Annotated in this window: 24 protein-coding genes; 6 read left to right on the top strand and 18 right to left on the bottom strand. The window is 54.9% G+C overall.

The window, feature by feature from the left end; genetic code table 11:
- Positions 1-23: 23 nt before the first annotated feature.
- The 4 genes from CPA50_RS11755 to CPA50_RS11740 form a co-directional block, all read right to left on the bottom strand.
- Positions 24-1,082 (bottom strand): L,D-transpeptidase family protein, encoded by a 1,059-nt coding sequence (locus CPA50_RS11755; protein WP_413772160.1) that lies wholly within the window; start codon positions 1,080-1,082, stop codon positions 24-26.
- Positions 1,083-1,126: 44 nt separating this feature from the next.
- The gene (locus CPA50_RS11750) at positions 1,127-1,696 is read right to left on the bottom strand and encodes a TMEM165/GDT1 family protein (RefSeq protein WP_096782699.1); all 570 of its coding nucleotides are present in this window, start codon (positions 1,694-1,696) and stop codon (positions 1,127-1,129) included.
- 278 nt (positions 1,697-1,974) lie between these two features.
- The gene (locus tag CPA50_RS11745; RefSeq protein WP_096782698.1) at positions 1,975-2,400 is read right to left on the bottom strand and encodes a MarR family transcriptional regulator; all 426 of its coding nucleotides are present in this window, start codon (positions 2,398-2,400) and stop codon (positions 1,975-1,977) included.
- 171 nt (positions 2,401-2,571) lie between these two features.
- Entirely contained in the window at positions 2,572-3,858 is a 1,287-nt protein-coding gene (locus CPA50_RS11740) for an MFS transporter (protein ID WP_096782697.1), read from the bottom strand.
- Positions 3,859-4,128: 270 nt separating this feature from the next.
- Here CPA50_RS11740 and CPA50_RS11735 point away from each other — a divergent pair, with 270 nt between their 5' ends.
- Together CPA50_RS11735 and CPA50_RS11730 are read left to right on the top strand one after the other, a co-directional pair.
- Positions 4,129-5,031, top strand: coding sequence for a WYL domain-containing protein (locus CPA50_RS11735; protein ID WP_096782696.1), 903 nt, complete (start codon positions 4,129-4,131; stop codon positions 5,029-5,031).
- A 10-nt stretch (positions 5,032-5,041) separates the two neighbouring features.
- Positions 5,042-6,802 (top strand): ExeM/NucH family extracellular endonuclease, encoded by a 1,761-nt coding sequence (locus CPA50_RS11730; protein ID WP_096782975.1) that lies wholly within the window; start codon positions 5,042-5,044, stop codon positions 6,800-6,802.
- Positions 6,803-6,812: 10 nt separating this feature from the next.
- Here CPA50_RS11730 and queE read toward each other — a convergent pair whose 3' ends face one another.
- Both queE and queC read right to left on the bottom strand, forming a co-directional pair.
- Complete coding sequence (gene queE / locus CPA50_RS11725) at positions 6,813-7,469, bottom strand: 7-carboxy-7-deazaguanine synthase (RefSeq protein WP_096782695.1); 657 nt, start codon at positions 7,467-7,469, stop codon at positions 6,813-6,815.
- A complete protein-coding gene (queC, locus tag CPA50_RS11720; RefSeq protein WP_096782694.1) occupies positions 7,469-8,134 on the bottom strand; it encodes a 7-cyano-7-deazaguanine synthase QueC in 666 nt (221 codons plus the stop codon). The genes queE and queC overlap by 1 nt, the downstream gene beginning before the upstream one ends.
- A gap of 170 nt (positions 8,135-8,304) precedes the next feature.
- Here queC and CPA50_RS11715 point away from each other — a divergent pair, with 170 nt between their 5' ends.
- Positions 8,305-8,811: a hypothetical protein gene (locus CPA50_RS11715; RefSeq protein WP_096782693.1), complete on the top strand. Its 507-nt coding sequence runs from the start codon at positions 8,305-8,307 to the stop codon at positions 8,809-8,811.
- On the opposite strand, the gene CPA50_RS11710 is transcribed toward CPA50_RS11715, so the two are convergent.
- A complete protein-coding gene (locus tag CPA50_RS11710) occupies positions 8,786-9,025 on the bottom strand; it encodes a hypothetical protein (RefSeq protein WP_096782692.1) in 240 nt (79 codons plus the stop codon). The two genes, CPA50_RS11715 and CPA50_RS11710, sit on opposite strands and share 26 nt — an antisense overlap.
- A gap of 544 nt (positions 9,026-9,569) precedes the next feature.
- On the opposite strand from CPA50_RS11710, the gene CPA50_RS11700 reads away from it, so the two are divergent.
- Positions 9,570-9,842 (top strand): hypothetical protein, encoded by a 273-nt coding sequence (locus CPA50_RS11700; RefSeq protein WP_096782690.1) that lies wholly within the window; start codon positions 9,570-9,572, stop codon positions 9,840-9,842.
- Between the two features lie 51 nt (positions 9,843-9,893).
- On the opposite strand, the gene CPA50_RS11695 is transcribed toward CPA50_RS11700, so the two are convergent.
- Positions 9,894-10,154, bottom strand: coding sequence for a hypothetical protein (locus CPA50_RS11695; protein WP_096782689.1), 261 nt, complete (start codon positions 10,152-10,154; stop codon positions 9,894-9,896).
- 198 nt (positions 10,155-10,352) lie between these two features.
- On the opposite strand from CPA50_RS11695, the gene CPA50_RS11690 reads away from it, so the two are divergent.
- On the top strand, positions 10,353-10,697 hold the full coding sequence (locus CPA50_RS11690; RefSeq protein ID WP_096782688.1) for a hypothetical protein: 345 nt from the start codon (positions 10,353-10,355) through the stop codon (positions 10,695-10,697).
- Positions 10,698-10,706: 9 nt separating this feature from the next.
- Here the strand turns inward: CPA50_RS11690 and CPA50_RS11685 are convergent, their stop codons facing one another.
- On the bottom strand, positions 10,707-11,993 hold the full coding sequence (locus CPA50_RS11685) for a serine hydrolase domain-containing protein (protein WP_096782974.1): 1,287 nt from the start codon (positions 11,991-11,993) through the stop codon (positions 10,707-10,709).
- Between the two features lie 202 nt (positions 11,994-12,195).
- Between CPA50_RS11685 and ybaK the strand changes: the two genes are divergently transcribed.
- Entirely contained in the window at positions 12,196-12,666 is a 471-nt protein-coding gene (gene ybaK / locus CPA50_RS11680; RefSeq protein ID WP_096782687.1) for a Cys-tRNA(Pro) deacylase, read from the top strand.
- 103 nt (positions 12,667-12,769) lie between these two features.
- Here the strand turns inward: ybaK and CPA50_RS11675 are convergent, their stop codons facing one another.
- The 9 genes from CPA50_RS11675 to CPA50_RS11635 form a co-directional block, all read right to left on the bottom strand.
- Positions 12,770-15,013 (bottom strand): NADP-dependent isocitrate dehydrogenase, encoded by a 2,244-nt coding sequence (locus CPA50_RS11675; RefSeq protein ID WP_096782686.1) that lies wholly within the window; start codon positions 15,011-15,013, stop codon positions 12,770-12,772.
- Between the two features lie 275 nt (positions 15,014-15,288).
- The gene (locus CPA50_RS11670; protein WP_096782685.1) at positions 15,289-17,280 is read right to left on the bottom strand and encodes an acetoacetate--CoA ligase; all 1,992 of its coding nucleotides are present in this window, start codon (positions 17,278-17,280) and stop codon (positions 15,289-15,291) included.
- 16 nt (positions 17,281-17,296) lie between these two features.
- Positions 17,297-18,076, bottom strand: a complete 780-nt coding sequence (locus tag CPA50_RS11665) for a 3-hydroxybutyrate dehydrogenase (RefSeq protein ID WP_096782684.1) — start codon at positions 18,074-18,076, stop codon at positions 17,297-17,299.
- Between the two features lie 50 nt (positions 18,077-18,126).
- On the bottom strand, positions 18,127-19,497 hold the full coding sequence (locus tag CPA50_RS11660; RefSeq protein WP_096782683.1) for a TRAP transporter large permease: 1,371 nt from the start codon (positions 19,495-19,497) through the stop codon (positions 18,127-18,129).
- Positions 19,498-19,514: 17 nt separating this feature from the next.
- Entirely contained in the window at positions 19,515-20,132 is a 618-nt protein-coding gene (locus tag CPA50_RS11655; protein ID WP_096782682.1) for a TRAP transporter small permease subunit, read from the bottom strand.
- A gap of 79 nt (positions 20,133-20,211) precedes the next feature.
- The gene (locus tag CPA50_RS11650) at positions 20,212-21,297 is read right to left on the bottom strand and encodes a TRAP transporter substrate-binding protein (RefSeq protein ID WP_096782681.1); all 1,086 of its coding nucleotides are present in this window, start codon (positions 21,295-21,297) and stop codon (positions 20,212-20,214) included.
- A gap of 326 nt (positions 21,298-21,623) precedes the next feature.
- Positions 21,624-23,036: a sigma-54 interaction domain-containing protein gene (locus CPA50_RS11645; protein ID WP_096782973.1), complete on the bottom strand. Its 1,413-nt coding sequence runs from the start codon at positions 23,034-23,036 to the stop codon at positions 21,624-21,626.
- A 138-nt stretch (positions 23,037-23,174) separates the two neighbouring features.
- Positions 23,175-25,274: a 3-hydroxybutyrate oligomer hydrolase family protein gene (locus tag CPA50_RS11640; RefSeq protein ID WP_096782680.1), complete on the bottom strand. Its 2,100-nt coding sequence runs from the start codon at positions 25,272-25,274 to the stop codon at positions 23,175-23,177.
- Between the two features lie 300 nt (positions 25,275-25,574).
- The gene (locus CPA50_RS11635; protein ID WP_096782679.1) at positions 25,575-25,937 is read right to left on the bottom strand and encodes a DUF6164 family protein; all 363 of its coding nucleotides are present in this window, start codon (positions 25,935-25,937) and stop codon (positions 25,575-25,577) included.
- Positions 25,938-26,022 lie beyond the last annotated feature (85 nt).

Genomic DNA, 26,022 nt, shown 5'->3' with positions numbered 1-26,022 from the left:
TTTTCGCCTGACTTCCCACAGAATCAGAAATACAACTTCTGCTCAGGCTCTTCCGCCCTGGTCGCCTGCTTCTCGTTTGGCGTTTTGTCGGATGCCAAACGCGCAACCTGTTCACCAACCATGGCAGGAATTCCGGCCGCCTGATCTACAGCCAGCTCTATGGCCTTGCGCTGAACCTCTACACCCGGATGTTTCTGGCGAAACGCTTCGACTTCGAGGGTGACTTCACGCCACAGACGATCCCGGTCCTCTTGACTATAGTCTTCATGAGGGCGATGAACCTCAAGCCAGACCTCGCCACCCGACATTCCCATTTTCACCGGGTCATTAACAATCTGCACCGGCGTTCCCTTACTCACCTGATAAACAAAGCGGGATATGTCCTCGTTATACATGCGAAAGCAACCATGACTCACTGGCATGCCCACACCAAAGCGCTTATTGGTCCCGTGAATCAGATAACCTTTTTCACTCAGTAAAAGAGCATGGGTACCCAAAGGATTATCCGGGCCAGGTGGAATCATTCGGGGCAGGAAGTCACCAGAGGCTTCATATTCCGCACGAATGCTGGCAGGGGGGTACCACGCCGGCGATTCCAGAGGCATGGTTACCTTGGCATCAGTCAGGGGAGACGGGTTCTCAGTGCTACCAACGCCCACGGGGTATACCTGCACGCCACCCTCGGTAAAATAGTAAAGCCGGTACTCAGCCAGATTAATCACTATACCTTCCCGGCGGGCCTCCGGGATTACGTACTGACGTGGAAGCGTAATAGTGGTGCCCTCACCGGGTAGCCAGGGGTCCACACCCGGGTTGGCTTTCACCAGCTCGAGATAACCTATTGCAAGCTGACTTCCCACCTCGGCAAACGTATCTTCATAACGGGTAGTAAACACACCCAACTGACCTGCCAGATCACCATTCACCTTGAATGTTGGTACCCGGGGGCTGCGGTCGGACGTCTTTTCAGAAACCGGTTTTTCAGATGTACGACTTTGCTCTGCAGCCCAAACAGGCGAAAAAGCCAGAGAGCCCACAAGCAACATCAGTATCGAATATCTTCTAAATTCCATAAATTCCATTCCAGAAAAACCAGCCTCTCCGGGTGCAGTGACAGCAGTCACCCTCAAGAGTTCCAGAGCACCGATGAAAGTGTCACAACAGCCATAACCGCAAACACAATACTCGCACAAATCCGTGCGGCCGCCAGTGGCATACGATCCATTATCCAGCGACCCGCCATGATAACCGGTATATTGGCCAGCAACATCCCCACGGTTGTACCAACAACAACCCACATTGTTTCAGTATAACGGGCGGCCAGCACAACGGTAGCAATCTGGGTTTTATCACCTATCTCTGCCAGAAAAAACATTACGGTTGTCGCCATGAAGGCTCCCATACCCAGGAATCGGGAGTCGTCGCTATCGTCTTTGTCTGGAATCAGAAGCCACAGCGCAATCAGCACAAAACTGACCGCAAGGATCCATGGTAGCCATGGCTCCGGAATCCAGGCTGCAACCCAGGCACCCAGCCAGGCAGAGAGTGCATGGTTCAGAATCGTCGCGACCAGAATCCCCATGATAATGGCGAAACGCCTGGAATAACGCGCAACAAGAAAAAGCGAGAGCAACTGGGTCTTGTCGCCGATTTCAGCAATGGCAACCGCTGCAGTAGAGGTAAGAAAGGCATCCATGGGTTTGTCCGGGGCGGAAAATCAGACATGAGACAGCCCACCTTCCGCCCTTGGAGGTAGTCTGCCTCAGGTCTTGCCAATTTCACCGATAGGCCGATGAAACACGGTGACCATGGGGATTGTGCCCCAAGTATGTTGACCACCGTTCGCTCCCGAATAATCAAGGCGCGAAGACTACTCCCCTGAAGAGAAGTTGTTGATATTAAACAAACAGCACTGGCATGACAACCACTCTGGCGCAGAATTACGGCAACAGGCCAGGGTGGTTTCAGGAGTGCTTATTTCTGCTTTTCAGCATTATCGAGAATTTTGTGGAACACTTTCAGTGCGCTCTCGATTTCGTCAGGACTGATACCGGCAAGCATTTCGTCCCGCAGCGCATTTGCCCGGGCGGTAAGAACTTCCATGAATTCCCGGCCCGGATCCGTAAGATGTAAGCGGCGGGCACGGCGGTCATTAGGGCAGGCACGGCGCTCTATCAGTTTCTGCTGTTCCAGACTGTCGAGCAAACGCACAAGCGTCGGATTTTCAATGGCCATCAGGCTCGCCAGTTCACGCTGGGTCAGGCCTTCGCCACCCTCTTTGAGATAGACCATTGTGGTCCAACGGGCCTGAGTAACACCCAGATCCTTCAGGCGCTCATCCAACAGCTTACGCCAGCGGCGGGTTACCCGGGCAACGGCAAATGGGAACTGATCTTTCATAATTAGTACTCCGTTCCGAGGCCGGAATCGCGCTTCGCGGGTCACACTGTACCGACCAGAATGCTTACATTACAGCAAGGCTACCAATAGTAAGCTAACAATTGAAATAAGAACAGATATCCAACCCAAACGGAATCGGGAAAAACCGAGAGCCAGAACCGCCTCCTTGCGTCAGCCAGTGTGGAGCGACGCTTCCTCATTCATCTCCTCAACTTCGGGCGACTCCTGAAACTCCATATTCCGTGGATCCAGTTCAGCCAGCACAGAAGAAGTCTCAGGCATTGCGGGCACATAGTGCTCCTGATCAGCTACGGCCACATCCTCAGTATAGGTAATACGCAGGCTCGTAATCACCGCAAGCACCAGCAGAAAACCGGCATTGCCGAGGAAGAGCCCTTTTGGCCCCAGAAGATTGATCAGTTCAGCCATCGCTATTGGACCAATAACGCTACCCACCCCGTAGCTGAGCAACAAGGTTGCGCTTGCCGCTACAATACGGGTGCTTTCCATCCGGTCATTGGTTATCGCAACAGAAATCGGATAAATCATCGCCGAGAGGCCGGTGAACAGTCCCACAAGAAGCATTAGCAGCCAAAGATTCCCGGAACCCCAGACACTTACAGCAACTGCGGCCAGAGCGGCGGCAAACACAACCCAGAACATAACGCGACGGCGGTCAAAGCGGTCACACAAGCGACCAAGCGGCCAGGCAAGAAGCATTGCCGCAACAATAGCGCTGGCCATAAAGGTTGAAGTTTTCGCAACATCGAGGCCCATCAGCGTTGCGTATACAGGCCCCAGCGCATAAAAACCCCCAATCAGAATCCCGCAGATCAGAGCTCCGGAAACACCGGTAAACGATTCCCGGGCAAGCGTGAAAAACGAGATGCGCTGAACCTGCTCGATGACCGGCGCTTCCATACGGGTCAGGGACAGGGGAACCAGCGCCAGCGCCAGCAAAATCGCAGCCAGAGAATACGGCATGAAGTTGACGGGATCACCCACGTTAACAATAAGCTGGCCGCCAGCAGCCGAAAGATAGAAAACGATCTGGTAAACCGCAAACAGGGCGCCCCGGTTACTGTTGCTGGCACGGCTGGAAAACCAGCTTTCAATAACAACCAGCACCCCTGCAACGCTGAATCCCGAAAGCACCCGCAGAAACGCCCAGAACTCCATGGAAATGGCCATGGGATATATGAGCGCGGTGACGGCGGCGATGGCCGCAAATACCGCGAATGCGCGGATATGGCCAACCCGACCGATAATATGGTGTACGTAGAGGGTACCCAGAACAAAACCGACGGAATAACACACCAGCACCCAGCCAATAACATCCGGTGAAACCGATTCGATGCTCAGGCGAATACCAAGAAGCGTCATCAGAAACGCATTCCCGCTAACCAGCAGCACAATACTCAAAAGAAGAGCAGACAGCGAGGTGACCATTCGGGTCATTGCAACAACTCCGGGCTTCGCGATGCGGATTAATGGGGCTGGGAATCAAAGTAGCAGCAAGATCCGGGTTTTGCTGACACCGTATTACAACAGCACCCCTGGGGCCTGACTACTAAGCACTTCCCGAAGCTCTGTCCGCACGTCAAGAGCATAAGACGTCGCTATGACGCGATTTCACAATGTTTCACATTAATGTGCCGTAACAGACCCGCCGAGACTTAGAAGGTAATATTAAGGTCAGCTATTCAATAAAACCGTGAGCGTCTGGTTATGAAGAAAACGGACTGGCCCATCCGATGGGATTTGCTGCTTCGCTACCGCCTTATTGAAACCATTGCCCTGTGGGAAGGTCGCCTGACCACCAACCACATTTGTCACAGCTTTGGTATCGGCCGGCAGCAGGCATCCAAGGATATAAACACTTACCTGCGCGAACTGGCTCCGGGCAATCTTGTTTATGACCGCCACCTCAAGGGGTATGTGCCTTCGGACCGTTACCGGCCCGTTGTTACCCGGGGGCATGTCAGCGAATACCAGGATCTGCTCGCGCGCCAGCAGAGTCTCAGCAGCACCTTCGAAGGCCTTGATATCGGCCTGCCAGACAGCACTGTTGTACATAGCCCTAACCGGGTTATAGCACCCCAAACCATGCGTGCGGCCGTGGCCGCTACCCGCCACGGCAGGCAACTCAAGGGGAGCTACTCATCCCTGAGCCGCCCGGAAGCCGTAGAGGGTATTCTCGAACCACACACCTTAATATGCACAGGTAACAACTGGCACCTGCGCGCCTGGTGTGACTCCAATCGCGAATTCCGGGATTTTGCCCTCAGCCGCTTTCATGCTGCACCTGTAGCTTTACGGCAAAAAGCCAAACATAACAGCCAGCAGGATGACGACTGGAACCGTACAGTCACAATGTCGATCTCCCCCGACCACCGCCTGACAGAAGCCCAGCAGAAGATCATTGCGCTGGATTACGGCATGGAGAATGGTGAACTGGAGGTTAATACCCGGGCTGCTCTGGCACCCTATGTGCTGTCACGACTCGGAATCACACTGGATAACCACCACCCTGATCCATTGATACAACAACTTGAACTGACCAACCCGGATCAGCTCGGGTTTGGCAGTAAACGTGAACGCGCCCTGAAAGCCGTTGCAGGCCTCCGCTAAACAGATCAGCGTGCAGCTAAACACTCAGTATTTTGTCGCTCTGTCTATTGCCCTGTTGCTGCCGGCCTCCCAAGGTCTGGCAGCGGGCGTTTGTGGCAAGCCGGCGACCCCGATTGCCGAGATTCAGGGCCCGGGTGACATCTCCCCACTCATCGGACATCAGGTTGCTGTGGAAGGCATACTCACCTTTGATGCCCGCAGCGAAGGTGGGTTTGACGGTTTCTATCTGCAGCAGGCTGACGGTGAAACCGATGGCAACCCCGAGACATCCGAAGCACTGTTTATTTTTACCCGTAAAAAGACAGGGGCACCCGGCGAGCGTCTGCGCGTTACCGGTACAGTAAAAGAATTCCACGGCCTGACCGAGCTGACGGACATTCGCAGCATCACCTCTTGCGGGCCAGCTCCTCTGCCCCAGGCACAACCTCTGACACTGCTTTGGCCCCGCGCTCTGGAGTCACTGGAAAACATGCGCGTTCGGGTGGCCCAGCCGCTGACCATTATTGACTCTTGGAATCTGGCACGTTTTGGCGAACTCACACTGGCAGCAGGCGACCAGGTAGTGCCTACGGAATACATGAAGGCCGGACCACAGGCCATGAAGATAGAGGACAGGAACCGGCAACAAAGGCTGCTGCTGGACGATGGCAGCAGCGTTCGGAATCCCGATCCTATACCCTGGCTATCCGGCGGCCTGAGTGGCGAGAACAGGGTTCGCAGCGGCGATAAGGTTAGGGATCTCGCGGGAATTCTTGATTACCGGTTTGGAGCCTGGCGGATACAGCCAGAAGAGACTCCGGTCTTCGAATCTGTAAACACGAGACCCTCAGCACCTGCCCGGCCGGCAGAGCCCCATCTCCGGATTATGACAATAAACCTGGAAAACTACTTTAACGGTGACGGGAAAGGTGGCGGCTTTCCAACTGCCCGTGGCGCCTCAACCTATGCGGCTCATGAAATACAGCGCCGGCGACTGGCAGAAGCCCTGCAGCGACCAGACCCTGACATTCTGGCGGTCACAGAACTGGAAAACGATGGCTACAGCGAAACCAGCGCCATAGCACAGCTGGCCAATACTCTCGGGCCGGAATGGACCTTCGTTGCGACCCCGGGTGACGATGGCGACGATCAGATACGCACTAGCCTGCTTTACCGCCATGACCGCGTCGTAGCGGAAGCTCAGCCCGAGCGCCTGAACACCGGCCCGTTCAGCAACAAAGGCCGCCCTCCACTGGCACAAACCTTCCGCCCGGAAGGGCAGCGCCTTGCAATTCAAGTGGTTGTGCCACACCTGAAGTCAAAATCCTGCCAGGGTGCGACGGGAGCCAACCGGGACAAGCATGATGGTCAGGGGTGCTATGCCGGGCGCCGGACAAAAGCCGCCCGCGCCATTACAGAATGGCTTGGCCAGCTGCCACAGACTCCGGACCTTGCAGGCACTCTGATCACAGGCGATCTCAACAGCTATTTCCGGGAAGAGCCACTTAAGGTTCTGCAGCAGGCAGGGTTCACCAGTATGGTGCATCATTTTCATCCCTGTACCGCACAGCAATGCCCCCACTACACATACAGGTACAAGGGTGAGAAGGGTTCGCTGGACTACGCTCTGGCCTCGGCACAGCTCAGACCCCGGGTTCTAAATGCCATAACCTGGATCATTAACACCGATGAGCCCGCACCGCTGAGCTACAGAAACAACCTGCCGGGCACTAAAGCGTCGCCCTGGCGGTCCTCTGACCACAATCCGGTGATTACCGACATCCGGCTCTGATCAGATACTGTCAATCAATCCCAATGATCTTGTGCATTTGCAGGGTCAGACGCCAACGGGGATGGGCTAGACAATAATCGGTGGCCTTACGGGTATTACTCTGCTTTACCGGGTCCGCGTCATCATCAGGGATTGACGGGGAGGCCATGGGTGACAGGAAAAAATGTCGGGCGTTTATGTGCGAGAACTTTTCCGGCATTGCCTTGGGCTGAGGATACACCAGCTTCAGCTCATCGCAGGCTTCAATCACCACAGGGGCGTCTGCCTTGGGGCTTACGCACAGCCAGTCAATACCAGCGGGAGCGGGCAGGGTACCGTTGGTTTCCACGCCCACCTCAAAGCCCAGCTGATGGAAGGCATCAATCAGGGGTACGTCCAGCTGCAACAGGGGTTCCCCACCGGTACAGACCACATAGGGTGCACCTGGGGCATCTGGCCAAAGGCTGTGAATATGGGCTGCCAGTGCCTCTGCTGTTTCAAAAGCACCACCATTCTGGCCGTCAGTCCCAACGAAATCCGTGTCACAGAAACTGCATACCGCCGTTGCCCGGTCTTTCTCCCGGCCCGTCCACAGATTGCACTTGCTGAAACGGCAGAATACCGCTGCGCGACCCGCCTGGGCGCCCTCTCCCTGCAAAGTGTAAAAGGCCTCTTTGACCCGGTACATCAGCGCCCTGCCTCATAGTCCAGCGGGTCCGAAAGACCATTTTCAGCAAAGGCTTCCAGCCGTTCAACACAGGAGCCACAAAGCCCGCAGGCCTTCTCCCGGCCGTTGTAGCAGGTCCAGCTATTGGCGTAATCGAGCCCGAGCTTCAGGCCCTCAGCCAGAATTTCGCCTTTGTTCATGTGCATAAACGGTGCCTCGATGCCCACTGGCTCATAGTTGGCTATCCTGCACACAGCATCCATCTTTTCCACGAACTCCGGCCGACAGTCAGGGTAAATAGCGTGATCTCCACCATGGGCCCCATACCACACAGCTCCGGCATTCACGGTTACCGCATAACCCGTGGCCAGGGAGAGCAGGATCATGTTCCGGTTGGGCACCACAGTGGACTTCATGCTTTCTTCTTCGTAGTGGCCTTCAGGGATATCTTCACCAAAGGTCAGCGAAGATCCGGCCATAACTTCACCCATGGCACGAATATCAATTACCTTATGGGGGATATCGAGGTCCAGGCAAACGGAACGGGCGACATCCAGCTCACGGACATGGCGCTGGCCGTAGTTGAAAGATAACGCATGCACCCGCAAGCCCTGGGCGCGCGCCCGGTGCAGCAGGGTAAAAGAGTCCATACCTCCGGAATAAATTACAACAACAGTGTCAGTCATGCAGGCTCCTGGAAAGCGGATTAAATACCCGGCAGGCAGTGGGATAAGCGGTTCTGTAAAGTCCGGGCAACATAATGGGCGTATTGTAACAGTGCAAAGGCCGGTTGAGTTCGCGTCCATAAGGACGGGCGGGTAAACTAGGCTAAAACATCCTGAAAATCAGACGGCTAATGATTACCGAACCAATCCCGGCATTTATCGACTTCGAAGCATCAAGCCTCGACCTGATTGCAAGCTACCCCATTGAGGTAGGCGTCTGCATGCCAGACAGAACACTGCACAGCTGGTTGATTGAACCTCACGTGCTTTGGAAGGACTGGTCCGAGAGTGCGGAACAGATTCACGGAATAGCCAGGGCAACCTTGCTTTCAGAAGGCAGCCCTGTCTCTGAGGTGGCCCATCATCTCAACCAGTTATTGTCCGGGTATGTCTACTGTGACGCCTGGACGTTTGATAGTTTCTGGCTGTACCGGCTATTCCGGGCTGCAGGTGTGAAGCCCGGATTTCAACTGGAGTCGGTCTCGGCCCTGCTGGATGCCAGGCAGGTGACCCAATGGCCATCGGCACGCAGGCAGGTCATTGCAGATCTGGACGTGCCTGTTCACCGCGCAGCGAACGATGCCTTGATCCTGCACAAAACCTGGGAATACGTTAGTGCTTCAGACCACGCGCTCTGAGAACAAGAACCTCAAGACCATCCCGAAGGGTAGATAGCGTCCAGTAAGTGACTAACGCCATCAGACCAGCACCAACAACGGTGAAGGCGAGATCATCACCGACAACATATTCCTTCCCCAACACCATATATATGGCCAGCAGGGCTATCAAAAAGATTTCAACGACAAAATGGAACTGAAATTTGTTGCGGGCGGATCCGGATTCTTCGGACATTTTCTTAGGTTTCAACCTCTGGGTATTTTTCGGTAGGGGGACTGGTTAGTGTGAAAATTATCACCCAATCGTCGCCGGTTTTCTGTACGAACTAGTGGCTACGGACTTTCCACTACCGAAAAAAAACGCAGCCATAAAGGCTGCGTATAAAGGAGAGATCCAAAGGGCATCTGGCTGGCAGATGCCTGGATATGCACAACGTAAAAACACGTGACACAGCAATTATGATAGTGCTCCAGGCATACGTCTGTACGCGTTTGCCGAAGCTCCGGAGCTATTGCAAACACTGGGCTAAAGGATACACTAACAACTTAAATGAACCAGCAAAGCCGACTATGATCCGAATGATTCCACAACATATGATGAACGCCGCAGCACCTGGCCCTGAAGGGCAGTTCATGCGTGCACTGGAAAAAGATATCTAGCGGCTTTCGGTCAGTTCCCGGGAGCCTTCCAGCAACCGGGTCAGCACCTCCTGAAAACCCCGGTTGCTCTTGGCTCCGGGGTTTCGTTTTTTCCGTCGAAAAACGACAAGGAGATTCCCATGAAAAAGTACGCAGCAACACGCGCCGCCAACCAGCCAATCAACAACCGGCCCGGGCCAATACGCCGGCCGGAGAAGTTACCGTTGCTGGATGCCATCTGCAAAAAGCTGAATCAGCGCGTTAATCTTGACGATGAGCAAAGGGTGCTTGGCGTATATGAGCGGGGCTGGATTTTTAACGGTGTGCTGGCAACGCTCGGTACGGCTGAAGCCCGCTATGTTCGTGCTCTGGCTACCCGCCACAATTCCTGGATAGCGCGCCAGGTAGCCTAACGGCAGAAGGAAACCTGAACCGGTTAATCGTTCCGGTTCAGGCCCGAAGCGTCAGTAGCAACGCTGCTGATCAAGATCGCATTTCTGTAAAAAGTTTTTTTTACGATCAATCATCCGCTCATAGGCTGAAATCATAACAGGTACATGGGGAGCCTGAGTCAGTCGCAGAATCTCTATACGGCGCTCCAGGCGCTCGACTTCTGTCCTGACTTGCTGATGTACGTGACTTCGGACACTGTCATGATGATCAAGCCGGACATTCCTGTCCGTGGAAGGGCGGTATTCAGTATGCGGGTATGCAGAATTGTTCATTGTGTCTCTCATCCATTGAGTGGCAGCAGTTCCTTTATAAAGTTGCAGTCTGCACAGTTGCCCGATAAAGCGCAACAAAATGAATAGAGTTTCATTGTTACACCATGATTGCTCATCTGCTCCCGACATCCAGAGAATCCAGATGAATCCGCTGCTATAGTTCCCCTTACTGTTGTTTTCCAACTACGGGAATTGTTTATGAGCCAGACATCCGTTGCCGATACCCTACGGGAATACCTCTCCCTGCTTGAGTTGCTGGATGATGCCTACTGGGAAGCCTCCAGCATCCAGCACAAAGACATGCTGTACGACATTATCAGTATATTCAGCCAGGAAGTATCTGAGATAAACAAGCTTAGTATTCAGGATCATCATTATCCGTATGAGGTGATCACAGAAGGTATTCGACGTGTTGTGCCCAAGATGGAGCGGCTGGATGAGATTCGCGAGGACGTTATTCAGCGCACCCAGACACTGACAGACTTCCGGGATATTCTGTCATCCGTGCTCGGCATTCTTGAAGACCAACTCAGAACTCTCTGAGCCAATACTTCAGGCAGCCACTACAGGGCGCTCACTTTCCGGGCGAAGCGGAAATTGACTGGCAATGGTATACACAAACCGGCCCAATGCAGGGATGTGATGCCCGACAATGGGAAAACCAGTGTTGAGCAGACTTACGGAAATATCCCGCGCGGCGTCGGCCCAGCAGAGTTTGTTGATCAGCCCCACATGCCCGAACGCGTAGCGGCTGTTTTGCCCCCACAAGCCTATCGGATTGCCACCCAGCATCATGCCGGCGCTGAAGCGCATGGGAATCATCATTGTGCGGTCGACCTGAAGGGAGCCGAACTGCTGAATCGCCCGCCGGACAGTAATTTCACTGCAGATACGCTTCCCATTCCATGAGCCCCCGTTAAGCATCATCTGGAAGAAGCGCCCCATTTCTTCGGCCGTTCCACACAGATTGCCGGCGGGAATAACAGCTTCCTGGAAGCGGGGGTCATTGGTCACCTGTTCCACTGTCGAGATATCGCCGCCAAGTGCGCGGTTAACGATCCAGGACACAGGAAAGCGTGGTGTAGGCCCGGTGGCGTAATTGGTTGCCAGATCATGAAGGTTCCCTTGCGGAATCCCGTAGGTAAACCACTTCATGCCCATGGGTTGGCGCAGGTGTTTGTCCAGGTAGTTCTCAATAGAGGCACCAGTAACCTTTTCCAGTACTCGCTGCAGTACATAACCACCGGTTATGGCGTGATAAGCAATCTTCGAACCGTTCACCTCAACCGCCCGGGCTTCGCAGAGCAGGCGCCAGATCTCGTCCTGATTCCACAGAACATCGATAGGGGTTTCATTAGGGATGGCCGGAATTCCGCCCCGGTGCGACAGAATCTGGTGCACCGTGATGGTACGCTTGCCGTTTGCTGCGAACTCCGGACAGTAATAGGAGACCGGGTCCATCAGGTTAACCAGCCCCTGTTCAACCAGCATGTGCATAAGCAATGCTGTGACCGCCTTGGACGCAGAGAAATAGCAGACAGGCGTGTCTGTAGTCATGGCCACTTTGGGCGTTCCACTGGGATCATGGGGGCCATTACCACTTGCATGGCCAATCGCACGATGCAGGATCTGCTCCCCCCTGTGCCGCACAGAGATCTGAATGCCGGGGTGAACCCCGGTACGATACAAACCTTCGACACTTTTCCAGATGGTGTCGACCGTTCTGGCATCAACGCCGGCTGCCTCCGGCTTTTCGCCCGCAGCGTCACAATAGGTGACAGTAGAAAGGTCCCTGGGAACCTTACAACAGTGAAGAGCACGACGGGCTATTGGATTCATCGGAAACGCCTTGGGATTGGTGACTGTTTTTATTCTGCCGTTCAGACTGGCGGCGACCCGGTTCAATGGCTGAAAACCGCCTGCGCCTGAAACAAAGCCTACACCGGAAGCATCACTGTGCACCAGAATGTATTGCGAGCCGGATCCGGAGTTATCATAGACAGCTAATCATGGGACAAACCAACTGTTTCTGGAGCTGTTTATGACGCCCGGCATTAACGCCGCTATCAAAGCTGGTATTTTTCACAAGATTCACGAATACGAACACGACCCTGCAAGCGCCGGTTACGGCAACGAAGCAGCCGAAAAAATGGCAGTTGATCCGGCACGGGTATTCAAAACCCTGGTGGTCTCAGTAGATGGGAAAGCCCTGGCTGTGGGCATAGTGCCGGTCACGGGAATGCTGAGCATGAAGCTTATTGCCAAGGCGGCCGGCGGCAAAAAGGCCACCATGGCCGACCCGCAGGAGGTCCAGCGCCGCACAGGTTATGTTATGGGAGGCGTTAGCCCCCTGGGCCAGAAGAGCCGGCTGAAAACCTTGATCGACGCTTCCGCAGAGGCCTTCGAGACCATTTACGTCAGTGCCGGTCGCAGGGGGCTGGAAATTGAGCTTTCACCGGCCGACCTGGTTCAGCTGACCAATGGACAACTGGCACCCCTCCAGCAGGAGTAAAGCCACACTCATACGCAGGCCAAAAAAAAACCCGGAAAGCCGTCAACGGCTATCCGGGTTCTGCCTCAGGTGACCGTGCATATTGCCCGGCCACCACTCAGGATTACTTCACCGATGCACGGGCATCTTCCATAATCCGGTTGAGGGTTTTACTCGGCTGCATAACTGCCTTCACCTTGTCGGCTGGTGCATGGTAGTAACCACCGATATCTGCAGGATGACCCTGGATGACGCTCAGTTCTTCCAGGATTTTGTCCTTGTTTTCTTCCAGTTGTGCCGACAGTTTAGTGAAGAACTCTTTCAGTTCCTTATCACTGTCCTGTTTGGCCAGCTCTTCTGCCCAATAGCGGGCCAGATGGAAGTGGCTGCCGCGGTTATCCAGTTCACCGGTAACACGGGACGGCGACTGGTTGTTTTCCAGCAAGCGCTCAGTAGCCTTGTCCAGGGTCTGGCCCAGCAGACGTGCACGCGGGTTGTTGTGCTTTTCGCCCAACTCATCCAGTGACACAGCTATGGCCAGAAACTCACCCAGAGAATCCCAGCGCAGGTGATTTTCCTGCACCAACTGCTGTACGTGCTTGGGTGCCGAACCGCCAGCACCTGTTTCGTACAGGCCGCCACCGTTCAGCAGAGGAACAATCGACAGCATCTTGGCGCTGGTTCCGAGCTCAAGAATCGGGAACAGATCGGTGAGATAGTCACGCAACACGTTACCGGTTACAGAGATGGTGTCCAGGCCGCGAATCAGGCGTTCCATGGTCCAGCGAATAGCACGAACCGGCGACATGATGCGAATATCCAGGCCATCTGTGTCGTGATCCTTCAGGTAGGTCTGTACCTTGGTGATCATCTGCGCATCGTGAGCACGCTCGTCATCCAGCCAGAATACTGCAGGCATGCCGGTGGCGCGCGCGCGGTTAACTGCCAGCTTGACCCAGTCACGGATCGGCAGATCCTTGGTCTGGCAGGCACGCCAGATGTCACCCTGCTCAACTTCATGCTCGGTCAGCACAGTGCCGTCTTCGGCAACGATACGGACAACACCGTCTTCCTGGATTTCAAAGGTCTTGTCGTGGGAACCGTATTCTTCCGCTTTCTGAGCCATCAGGCCCACATTGGGAACGGTACCCATGGTGGTGGGATCGAAAGCACCGTGGGTTTTGCAGAAGTTGATCACTTCCTGATAGATGGTGGCATAGGTGGACTCAGGCATAACCGCCTTGGTGTCCTTCAGCTTGCCATCACGGGCCCACATCTTGCCGGAGTTACGGATCATGGCCGGCATGGAAGCATCCACAATCACGTCACTGGGAACGTGCAGGTTGGTGATGCCTTTGACCGAATCCACCATGGCGATTTCGGGGCGATGCTCGTAGCAGGCGTGCAGGTCTTCCTGGATCTGTTCCTGCTTGGATTCCGGCAGCTGTTTGATTTTCTCAAGTACCGAAGACAGACCGTTGTTCGGGTTTACACCGATTTCTTCGAACAGGTCGCCGTACTTGTCAAACAGCTCCTTGTAATAAATTTTCACCGCGTGACCAAACACGATCGGGTGAGAAATTTTCATCATGGTGGCTTTCACGTGCAGTGAAAACATCACGCCGGTTTTTTCACAGTCAGCGATGGTATCTTCAAAGAACTTGCACAGAGCCTTTTTGCTCATGAACATGCCGTCGATAACTTCGCCGTCGAGCAGGGGCAGGTCGGACTTGAGTACGGTCTGCTCGCCTTTTTTGTTCTCGAAAACGATGCGGGCGTTGGTAGCCTTATCGAGGATCAGGGATTGCTCATTTGAATAGAAATCACCACCGCGCATGTGCGCAACGTGGGTGCGTGAAGCCGGGCTCCATTCACCCATGGTGTGGGGGTATCTGCGAGCAAAAGCTTTAACGGCAGCAGGAGCACGGCGATCGGAGTTGCCTTCACGCAGAACCGGGTTTACGGCGCTGCCGAGTACTTTGGCGTAACGGGCAGTGATCTCTTTTTCTTCGTCAGTTTCAGGGTTTTCCACATACTCAGGAAGGTTGTAACCCTGATCCTTCAATTCTTTAATAGCCGCGCGCAACTGGGGGATGGAAGCAGATACGTTCGGCAGCTTGATGATGTTAGCGTCTGGGTCTTTGGTGTACTCGCCCAGCTCCGTAAGTGCGTCCGGAACCCGCTGACTCTCTTCGAGATACTCCGGGAACGTTGCCAGAATACGGGCCGCCAGGGAAATATCGCTGGTTTCAAACTCGATGCCAGCCGGCTTGGCGTAGGTTTCCAGAATTGGAAGAAGAGACCTTGTTGCGAGAGCAGGCGCCTCGTCGGTCAGCGTATAGATAATCTTGGCTTTGGATGATGTCATTTTCGTCCTCAGGCTAATAGGTGGGTTCAGGACGGTCATAGCGAGATTTGGCGCCTTGTGAGCGTCTGATCTTTGCCATGACTGATTTTGGAACTTTTAATAGACCTACTAAGATACCATTTTTTTGAAATATCTGGTTACGATCTTAGTATAAGAACGCACTAAAATCCGCTGATCGTCGGCGACAGGGTGATTAAATGGGGGAAATTTACGAAACTTTCTAACATTCTGCGTAAATGTATCGCGGCGGGGCTATGCCCCACCGCGCACAAAACCTAACTCTCCGGCAGTAAATTCGCTTCTGCAAGGCAATCACGAATCTGATCCAGCGCTTCGGGATTACCCAGAGCATCGCGGTTGTCAGCTTTGCTGGAGCCGTTGATCAGACGGGCAACGGCCAGTTCCACTTTTTTACCGCTTCGGGTGTAGGGAATGTCCGGCACCTGCACAATGTGCCTGGGAACGTGGCGCGGGCTGGCGCCCTGGCGGATCCGGGCTTTGAGTTGTTTCAGCAAATCGTCGGTAAGCTCCCGGCCTTCTGCCGGTACTACAAAAAGCACCACTTCTACATCGCCGTCGATCTGCCGGCCGACGACAAGGCTGTCTTTAATCGCCGGTTCCGTTTCTACCTGGCGGTAGATTTCTGCGGTGCCAATGCGAACACCACCGGGGTTGAGTGTAGCGTCAGAACGACCGTAGATAATGGCGCCGCCGTGTTCAGTAAACTCAATGAAGTCTCCATGGGCCCACACACCCGGGAAGCTGTCGAAGTAGGCGGCGCGATAACGCTCGCCGTCGGCATCATCCCAGAAGGCGACGGGCATGGAGGGCAACGGCTGACGACAGACGAGTTCACCACGGCCCTGGGTAACAGGATTGCCATCATCGCCGTATGCAACAGCATCGACGCCCAGCAAGCTGCACTGTATTTCGCCACGACGGACCGGCAACATCGGGGTAGAACCGACAAAACAGCCACAGATGTCAGTACCACCTGCGATGGAGCCAAGCAGCGCTTCGGGAGCACCATGGCTGTACATCCAGTCATAGTCTTCCGGTAGCAGGGGCGAGCCGGTTGAGAAAACCACTCTCAGGCTGCTGAGATCGAGGGTTTCAGCCGGAGCCATTTCAGCCTTGCGGCAACCGGCAATAAACCTGGCACTGGTGCCGAAGTGGGTAACCCGCTCGGCTGCAACTGTATCCCAAAGGAAGCTGAGATCAGGGTAGCCCGGCGAGCCATCGACGGTAATGACAGTGGCTCCGGTCAGCAAAGCCGAAGCCTGCCAGTTCCACATCATCCAGCCACAGGTAGTGAAGTAAAGGAATCTGTCTTCCGGCCCTATGTCACCGTGCAAAATCAGTTCTTTGGCATGATTTACAAGCAACCCTGCAGTACCGTGGACAATGCACTTGGGCTTACCCGTAGTTCCGGACGAATACAGAATATAGACCGGATGATCCGGGTCAACCGGGGTAAAGGTGGGCTCCTGACCTGCGCCGAACGCAAGGGCTTCATCCCAGGTAGTAACCAGCTCTCCTGGCACAGCGGCTTCACCCGGAAGCTGTTCAATACTGACAATACACCTGAGTGTTTTCAGGCCGGTGATCAGTTCAGCAAAGTCGTTCTGGCGGGCAAAGGTCTTGCCCCCATAACCGTAACCGTTTACCACGATCAGCGCAGACGGCTCGATCTGACCAAACCGGTCGAGGATCGCGCCGACGCCGAAGTCCGGAGAGGCCGAGCTCCAGATGGCACCAAGACTGGTAGCTGCCAACATGCCGGTGATGGCTTCGTAGCCATTAGTAACAACACCGGCTACCCGGTCACCCTTTTTGATTCCCTTGCTGCGCAGAAACGCTTCCAGGGCGCCCACATCGGCTTTCAATTCGCCATAGGTGCGGCGCAGAACAGGGCGCGTCTCACAATAGGCCACGATCGCTTCCTGACTGGCATGACCGCCTTCCGCCAGCCGCAGCAGGTTTGCGGCAAAGTTAAGCTTCATACCCGGGAACCACTCGGCACCGGGCATGTCACGCTTGCCCAGCATCCTGCTGGCGGGCGTCTCGCAAATCAGGCCGCAATAATCCCAGACTTTACTCCAGAAGGTTTCCAGATCATCAACGGACCACCGGTGTAACGCGTGATAATCGGCAAAGGGACCATGACCCTGATCTTCCAGCCAGGTTTTGAACTGGCCCATCCGGGCATTGTCCAGCGTGGCCTCTGAGGGAGTCCAGACTACGGGTGATTGTTCTGTAAGGCTCATCCGTCGCTCCTGTTGCTTACTGCATGTGCCAGCCATGACTGACAACTATAGATTGGCCAGTGAGGGCAGCCGAGGGAAAAGCTGCAAGATGTACTGCCATTTCGGAAACATCTTCCAGCGTCGTGAACTTGCCGTCCACCGTGTTCTTCAGCATGACCTTGCTGATGACCTCTTCCTCAGAAAGCCCAAGCTCTTTTGCCTGCTCCGGAATCTGCTTGTCTACCAAAGGCGTTCTCACAAAGCCCGGGCAAATAATATTGCTGCGCACACCGTATTCGGCACCTTCTTTGGCAACCGCACGGCATAAACCCAGCATACCGTGTTTCGCGGCCACGTATGGCGCTTTAAGCGGGGACGCTTCCAGCGAGTGCACGGACCCCATATACAACATGGTCCCGCCGTTGCTGGCGTACATATGCTTGAGGGCCTCCCGGGTTACCAGAAAGGCTCCGTCAAGGTGCACATTCATTACCCGGCGCCAATCCGCATACTCCAGTTTGTGTACCGGGTCTATATGCTGGATACCTGCGTTAGCGACAGCGATATCCAGGCCGCCCCATGCTTTCACAACAGCGGCTATGCCTTCTTCAACAGCCATCTCATCGGTCACGTCCATGGCCAGAGCCATAGCCGTGCCGCCAGCGCTTTCAATAGCGTCAACGGCTTCCTGTGCGCTTTCCACCGTAAGATCCGCTACCGCCACCCGGGCGCCTTCACGGCCATAATGTTCGGCAATTGCGCGGCCAATGCCACGCCCGGCTCCGGTAATCAGTGCAACTCGATTTTCGAGACGCATAGTGTTTGTCCCCCAATTGTTATTAAAAGAATCTGCGGAAGGTCGCCTCATCAGGAACCACCATAAACCTCGTTAGGTAGCCAGGTAGCCAGCGGGGCAAACCAGAACACCAAAGCCAGTGCCAACAACTGCAAGGCAATGAACGGCAGTACACCCAGATAGATATGACGGGTGGTAATACCTGGCGGGCATACACCTTTGATGTAGAAAAGCGAGAAACCGACCGGTGGCGTCAGGAAGGACGTCTGCAGGCACATGGCAAACATGATGGCAAACCAAACAGGCTCAACACCGAGTTTGAACAGTACCGGTGCTACCAGAGGCAAAACGATCAGAGTAATTTCCACCCAGTCCAGGAAAAACCCGAGCAGAAACGTTATGAACAAAACAGTCAGCAGAACGCCAGTGGTGCCAAATGGCAGGCCGGTGATAGCACCCTCAATAACTTCGTCGCCACCAAGGCCGCGCAGTACCGAAGCAAAGACCGTTGCACCAATAAAGATACCAAAGATGAAAGCAGAGGTACGACTGGTCTGATACAGAGACTCTTTCAGGGTCTCCATGTCCAGCCGCTTGCTGACAAACGCCATGAGCAGGGCTCCACCAGCACCTACCGCCGAGGCTTCGGTGGTTGTGGCTATACCGAAAAAGATGGAGCCAAGCACAGAAATGATCAACGCCATTGGTGGCAACACAGCCCAGACCACACCCAGCCACGCGCGGGCATCAAGGCGCTGACGGTTCACTGGCGCTGGCGCCAGATCTTTCTTGATGTAAGAGGCAATGATGATATAGAGAACATAGAGCATCGCGAGCATGACGCCCGGTATCAACGCACCCATGAACAACTTGCCCACAGAGGCATCCGGGGTACCAAGGCGGTCAGCCATCAATACCAGCATAATGCTTGGCGGAACCAGGATGCCTAGCGTACCAACAGAGCAGGCCGTTCCCACTGCCAGCGATTTGTTGTAGTTGGCCTGCATCATAGGCCCGAGGGACAACATGCCCAAGAGTACCACTGAGGCTCCGACGATCCCGGTAGAAGCCGCAAGCAACACGCCAACCAGCACAACCGTAATTGCATAACCACCGCGCAACCCGCCGAGCACCCGCACCAGGCTGTGCATCAGTTTTTCTGCGATGCCTGAACGATCAAGCATGATGCCCATGAATATAAACATGGGCAGAGCCACCATCAGTTCATTGGCGACAATGCCGTAAATTCTGGCGTCCAGAACCCCGATAGTACCCTGCCAGGTAAACCACAGAGGAGAATCCAGATACTCGACCATAACGTGGCCGACAATACCGAATACAAGACCAATACCCGCCAGTGACCATGCAACCGGAAAACCCAGCAGCAGGAGCACCATAAAGCTGGCGAACATGGCGATAACAAGAATCGCTTCTACACCCATGACGATAGCCTCGCGGTTCAGGGATTAGGATGGCCGACAGAGTGTCGGTCATCGTAGGGAGGCGCAATGGCCCTGGGAAAACGGAACAGGAAGGTGGCGCAACGCGAGGCACGGGACACCAGGGCAATCATCACAAGCGCCAGACCGAGTGGCAGCATGCTTTTGAAGATAAACCGGTAAGGCAGGCCGCTGGGCGCCTGAGAGTGCTCCATGTATGTCCACGCCGTCCAGGCGTAGGGCAACATAGCGCTGATCATCAGAGCAATAATCGGCAATGCCAGCAAAAAAATACCCAGAAGCTCGATAATGGCCTGAGCCTTAGGGCTGAATTTCTCTCTCAATACATCAACACGGACATGATCATCACGAACAACGGCGTATCCCAGCGTCAGCATGGTCGCCGTCCCAAACAGATGCCAGGATAATTCCTCAAGAGCTATGGAGCCCTGAGACATTACATAGCGGGAGAATACGTTGATAAGAATAACAATCAGCACTCCGATCCATAACCAGGAGGCAAGGCGGCCCGCGGCAACAACCACTCGGTCAAGGTGCCAGGACAGCGCGTTGGTCGGAAGCGTATCAGTGCCGGATGCCGGGGCCTGGTTATCCCCGGAGACATTGGTATCAGTCACATAAACCTCGGATTTTCCGGATGCAGGGCAGGAAGCGGGTAACGGTCAACCGTTACCCGCAGTGAACATCATCCGTTGATCAGTCGTACTTGTAGAAATCCCGTGGCAGGTAGCCATTGGAGTGCCAGATGGAGTGGTGTTCCATAAAGTCGCGCTGACTGGTCAGCACGCGATTGAACATTTCGTCCTCAGCTGCAATCTCGTCAAGTACCTCGTTGGTAATTTTCTGCAGTTCGCGCAGAACAGGCTCGGGGAGAGTCTGGGCATTTACACCTTCTTTTTCGTAGTCACGAAGTGCGGTTGGCTGTGCCCACTCACTCTCTGCAAAGCCTTTAAGCGTGGCAGCTTCGCAACCCATTTCGATCAGCGCACGGCTCTGAGGCTCCAGGTCGTCCCACACATCCTTGTTCACCAACAAATGCGAGGTCGTCAGAGTCTGGTGCCAGCCGGGCATGATGTAGTTCTTGATGATCTGGTCCAGGCCCAGCATTTTATCAATGGCAGGCTGTGAGAACTCTGTTGCATCAATAGTTTTACGCTCAAGCGCCTGGTAAATTTCGCCGCCTGGAACCATGGTTACCGAGGCACCCAGTTTTTCCAGCACCTTGCCACCAATACCGGCAAAACGAATCTTCAGGCCGTCAAAATCTTCCACGCCCTTGATAGGATTGGCGAACCAGCCCGCACCTTCAGGCCCGATAATGCTGCACAGCATTGGGTGGATATTGCGCTTTGCGTAGATTTCTTCAAGCAGGGCACGGCCATCGCCCTGATAGTACCAGGCCAGATAAGCAGGTGGTTCCATGTTGAACGGGGCGCCGGAATAAAGCGGCAAGGCCGGAATGGTTCCTTGATCATAGCCCACCCAGGTGTATCCAGCCGGATACTTTCCACTACCAACAGCATCCATGATTTCAAATGGAGGAACCAATTCATTGGGCTCGTAATAACGCAGCTGGACATCACCACCCGAGATTGCCTTAAGGTTCTCTGTCAGATGCTTAACCGGTGTTGTCAGGCCCACAAGATGTGAGGGGAAGGCCAGAGGAACCTGCCAACGGATTTTTTCGGCCGCCAGAGCATCGCTGCTAATCATGGCGCCTGTCATAAGGGCTGCGGCACTGATGCCCAGAGTTAAACCGGAAAGCTTTTGCTTGATAGACATGAAGATAATCCTTCTTGTTGTTGTATACCGCCCGGAGCTCATTGGTCCGGCGGGCCTGGTCTGAATTTCAGCCAGAAAAAACAGAAAACGCAGTCGGCATGGGTAATCCGGGGATCCTACGCTTGGCGCCAGCCTTGTTTTCTGCATTGTTCTGACGTCCTGCATTCAAGTATAAGCAGAGACTATGCCAAGGGAACTTTTTTCTTATTTATCAACTTATTAGAAAAAAACTCGAAGCCAAGGAGCGCAAAAGTGTCCGAAATTCCGGACAAGGCCATGCCATGGTCGTACGTACTTGTACAGATATCAAGACACCTGTCCGGAAATCAGGACATCCTGCCCAGTTTCTCGTACAGTACCGAGCGGGAAATACCCAGCAGTCGGGCGGCCTTGGTCCGGTTACCTCTGGTTGCCACCAGCGCCTCTTCTATCGCCTGGGCTTCTGCTTCCGCAAGTGTTTCAGCCAGTGGCCTGACAGGCTGCGGCGCTATTTTCGGCGCCGGGCGCACACCATACCGGGGCAACACTTTAAACATGGCATCTGCATCCAGAACGCCACCTTCCTCACTCATAGTCAGAGCTCTTTCCAGGACATTACGCAGTTCGCGTATGTTCCCGGGCCAGTCGTAACTGGCCAAAGCTGCGACGCCCGCATCTGTAATCTCAGCGCGCATACCCAGCCCCTCGCTGAGCTCCCACAGCAAGGTTTCACACAGCAATCCAAGATCAGCGAGACGATCCCTGAGAGGAGGTATGGGGATTTCCAGCACGTTAAGCCGGTAGTACAAATCGGACCGGAAACTTCCCTCAGCAATCATGGCTTCGAGATTCCGGCTGGTTGCCGCTATGACCCTGACGTCTACCGATACAACCTTGTTGGAACCCAGCGGTTCAACTTCCCCTTCCTGCAGCGCGCGCAACAGTTTGGCCTGCAAGGGCAAGGGCATATCGCCGACTTCGTCAAGAAACAGCGTGCCACCGTTGGCAAGCTGGAACTTTCCTTCCCGGAACTTGCGATCGGCTCCGGTATAGGCGCCCGGTGCCACGCCGAAGAACTCGGCTTCCAGCAAATTATCGGGAATCGCCGCTACGTTCACGCCTACAAAGGGCTTCTCGGCCCGACTGGAGACGGAGTGGATCGCCTGCGCCAGCACCTCCTTACCGGTACCTGTCTCCCCCAGTAACAGCACCGCCATCTCACGGCCGGCTGCCAGACGCGCCCGGCGCTTGACCTCAAGCGCCCCGGGACTGGCGCCGACAAAATCTCCGAGGCTGTACCTCGTGCTCCGCGCCTTTTTAGCTAACGCCTTGCGGGCCGCGACCAGATCCTGATGCAGGCGCCGGTGCTTGCTGACCAGTGGTGTAAGCGGTTGAAGGTCATCGTAAAGCACAAAAGCCACTGCGCCTTCAATCTCTCCGGCGTCGTTATAAAACGGCAACCGGGTAACCACCAGCTGTTGCTGCTGGTGCTCCATGATGTCGAGCAGTAGTGGCTTACCGGTTTCGACAACTTCAGGCATGCGGGTTTCAGGAATCACCTGGCGCACCGGACGGCCGACAGCGTTGACCTGGCTATCCAGGCCCAAGAGCTGGGAATAACTATTATTTATCCAGGTAATGCGGGCGTCGCGATCAACGGCAATTGCGCCTGCACTGGCTTCCTCGAACATAGGGATGAGTGCTTCGATAAGATCCCGGGTTAACCCGTTTTTATTTTTATCACCAAACAACTGTGTCATGTAACGCGTACCGCCGGGTTCAATATCATTCATGATGAAAGCCCTGCACCCGGCACAGCCGGGTGTGTTGTCGGAAGTATATGGCCCTCCCTGCAGCACGAGCAAATGAGAGGGCCCGCGCAACGATCAAAAATGCCCTTATTCCGGGATGCGCAACTCATCACCCACCAGGCTGATACGATCTTCATCAGCCGGTTGATCTGCTATCTCAGGCAGGTTGCTCTGGGCCAGAGGTGTGGCGATATCCCCCCGGGGGACAGCCCGGACAACCTGGCTGGGCGGCAGTGTGGCACCACTGGTCAGACGCTCCCACACCAGATCCAGTGCCTGGAAATAGTAGTGATGCAGCGGTATATAACGGTCACCAACACCTGCGAACTGGTTCAGAACATCGAGGTGATGAGCATTGAGTACCTCGTAGTAACGAAGTTCGCTGGTAGCTCCTTCAACCCGTTGATTAAGCGCGTAATAGGGGCGGGAGGTATGGTTGATGGGCAGAATGGCGTCCGCACGGCCAGTCACAAATACTGCGGGCTTGCCACGCAGATTTCCGGTGGCGCGGATTTCTTCGATACCCCCGGCAATTGCACCGGCAAGCACTGCATCATCACCAGACAAAGGATTTCCGGTAACCGCATCATGGCCCAGCGCCAGGCTGTGCAGGCATAACAAGGCATCAAGACCATAATCGGCAGAACTACTGCTGGGCGACGCGCTGCCAGGCAGTGCCGTAGGCTGACCTTCGGCGTCGTCGTATACGATAGAAACACCAGCGGTAGGTGGAATGCCGTTACTGGTTGCAAATGCCGCAGCTTCTGCAGCCGGTGCAAAGGGTGTGACGGCACCCGCACCATCAGTCGCGGCCATACTGAGGCCACATACGCGGTCTTCAACGCCTGCACGCCCATAGGCATTGGCGTAGGTCATAGAGATGCTTTGGGCAACGTTGGACGCAAAGTGTACCGGAGCCAGCAGGTTCTGCTCGGGCTGGATGCCGAATTCCTCATTCAGGATGCGCAACGCATCTGTGGCACGCTCGTCGTTGTCTGCACCAGTGACCAGGCCCTTGTTCGCCAGGGAATTACAGATATTGTCGCGGACCGCCTGCGCATTCAGCACATTCAACGGAGCCTGGTCGCGAATAGCCGGAGCGTTGTTGGCACAACCCTGATATACCGCCAGGGCAGTGGTGTATTCCAACAGGCTTCTGCTGTGCTCCGTGATAGCGGTGCCAGCGCCTTGCCTGATGGTGAATCCGGTATCTACAACCGGGTTCACATTGGGCTCGGAAACCGCTACGCCATCAATCAGGCCTTTTGTATCCTGCTCGGCGGCGCGAACCGATGAGCCCCCGCCATTAGAGACACTGGAAGCAATGACCACCGTGTTTTCCGGCGTGATAGCGTCAAGGTTGTCGTCACTGCCAAACTGCTCATTCAGGGCCCAGAACCCGAACTCGACAGACTGCAGCACATGGCGCCCCCAGTCAGCTTCCGGGTTGGCTTTTGAGTGTGCGTGTTTCCAGGCGAAACGGTCTGGCCAGGCATCGTTGAAATCACTACGTTCGGCATCCGTCAGGTCTGCGCGGAACTGCACGGCTTCGTCAGCAGTTGTTAAGGTGCCATCAATACGCTGGGCTGCATTGGTTTCCATGTTGTACGCGCCAGTGCCACTGCCTTTATCGGTATAGACTACGGCGCAGCCCTTTTTCAGCCCCCACTCACCAGCGGTTCCAATCGCGCCATAGACACCCCGGGAGCCGGAAGAAGGTGCGGTAATCATGCATGGGTTCTGTGGATCAAAGCTGAGAGGTATCTGAGCCATAACTGTAACGGGTACATCACTGCCCGGCACCGTCATAAAAGCAATATACTCCTGCCCCGGAATCATCCCCTCAGTACCGTTGCCCACACCCGGGCCAAAGAATTCCCCATAGCCACCGCCAGCCGACGTATCCACCAGAGCCCGGTAATTATTATAAATCGCAAGCCGGCGCAGCTCGCTGGGCGAGGGATTGAGAGGGTCGGAGAAGGCAGGTGCCGTGGCACTGCCCAGGCCAGTGGCGCCCAGCCCGGCGGTCAGAAGGTCATCGGTGACCCCGTCATAGTCGGTGCGCTGGATTTCGCCCTGAATAAAGCCGGGCACCTGATTTACCTCAGATGTGTTGTCACTGTCGTTGCAGGCACTCAGAACAAAGCCTGTAGCGCCGATCAGCGTACAGATCATGATACGTTTCATGGTCGTTCCTTCTTTGTTGTTGTTAAGAACGGGTCGGGACCACGACCCGAAACGACCTCCATGCGCCTCCTGTGCCATGATTTTATCTTTATGTTTTTATTGGATATTTTTTGACTTCCTTCCTCCCCTGACGATTATTTGTCCAGATATCCGGACAAACTTGCTCTCGCCGGGATCAGGATTCACACCGCGACACCTTGTTCCAAGGGCCACCAAGGCCAGAGCGTCCGGAAACCAGGACACCGTCGTGATTGGCGGACAGCCGATTAAAGCGACATATACCCGGCCTTGCCAGCAAAGCTAACCAAGCCGGATAAAAGGAAGCAGGCTGAATCCGATCATTACAACAATCGCCACACAGGCTGCCAGCGTGCGCAGGGGTTTATGCCGGAACATGCGCCAGATTCCACCGGTTTCTCCGTTGGAACGCCGGGCCTCATACGCCTCGCGCTGGCTTTCCATCCGCTTGCGCTGATAATCCTGCAGCAAGACCCGGGCTCTGTTCGCTTCCTCAGTATCGTGCACCCAGAAACCGCCCATACTGATACCCCAGCGGCTCGGTGGCGTCTCGTAGAAGCGCACATCATGGGCATCGAACAGGGCCCGTATTTCATCGGCTTCGTCATCAGGAACGTGGCGCAGATTCATCAGATGGTGGGGCATACAGGCTCGTTGGCTGGTACAGGACAGGGTAATGCCGATATTCTAGCACCAAAGACCAACAGACCGAATTTACAACCGGAACCCT

The sequence above is a fragment of the Marinobacter sp. ANT_B65 genome (genome assembly GCF_002407605.1).
Lineage (GTDB): Bacteria > Pseudomonadota > Gammaproteobacteria > Pseudomonadales > Oleiphilaceae > Marinobacter.
This window is presented reverse-complemented; position numbering and strand designations above follow the sequence as displayed.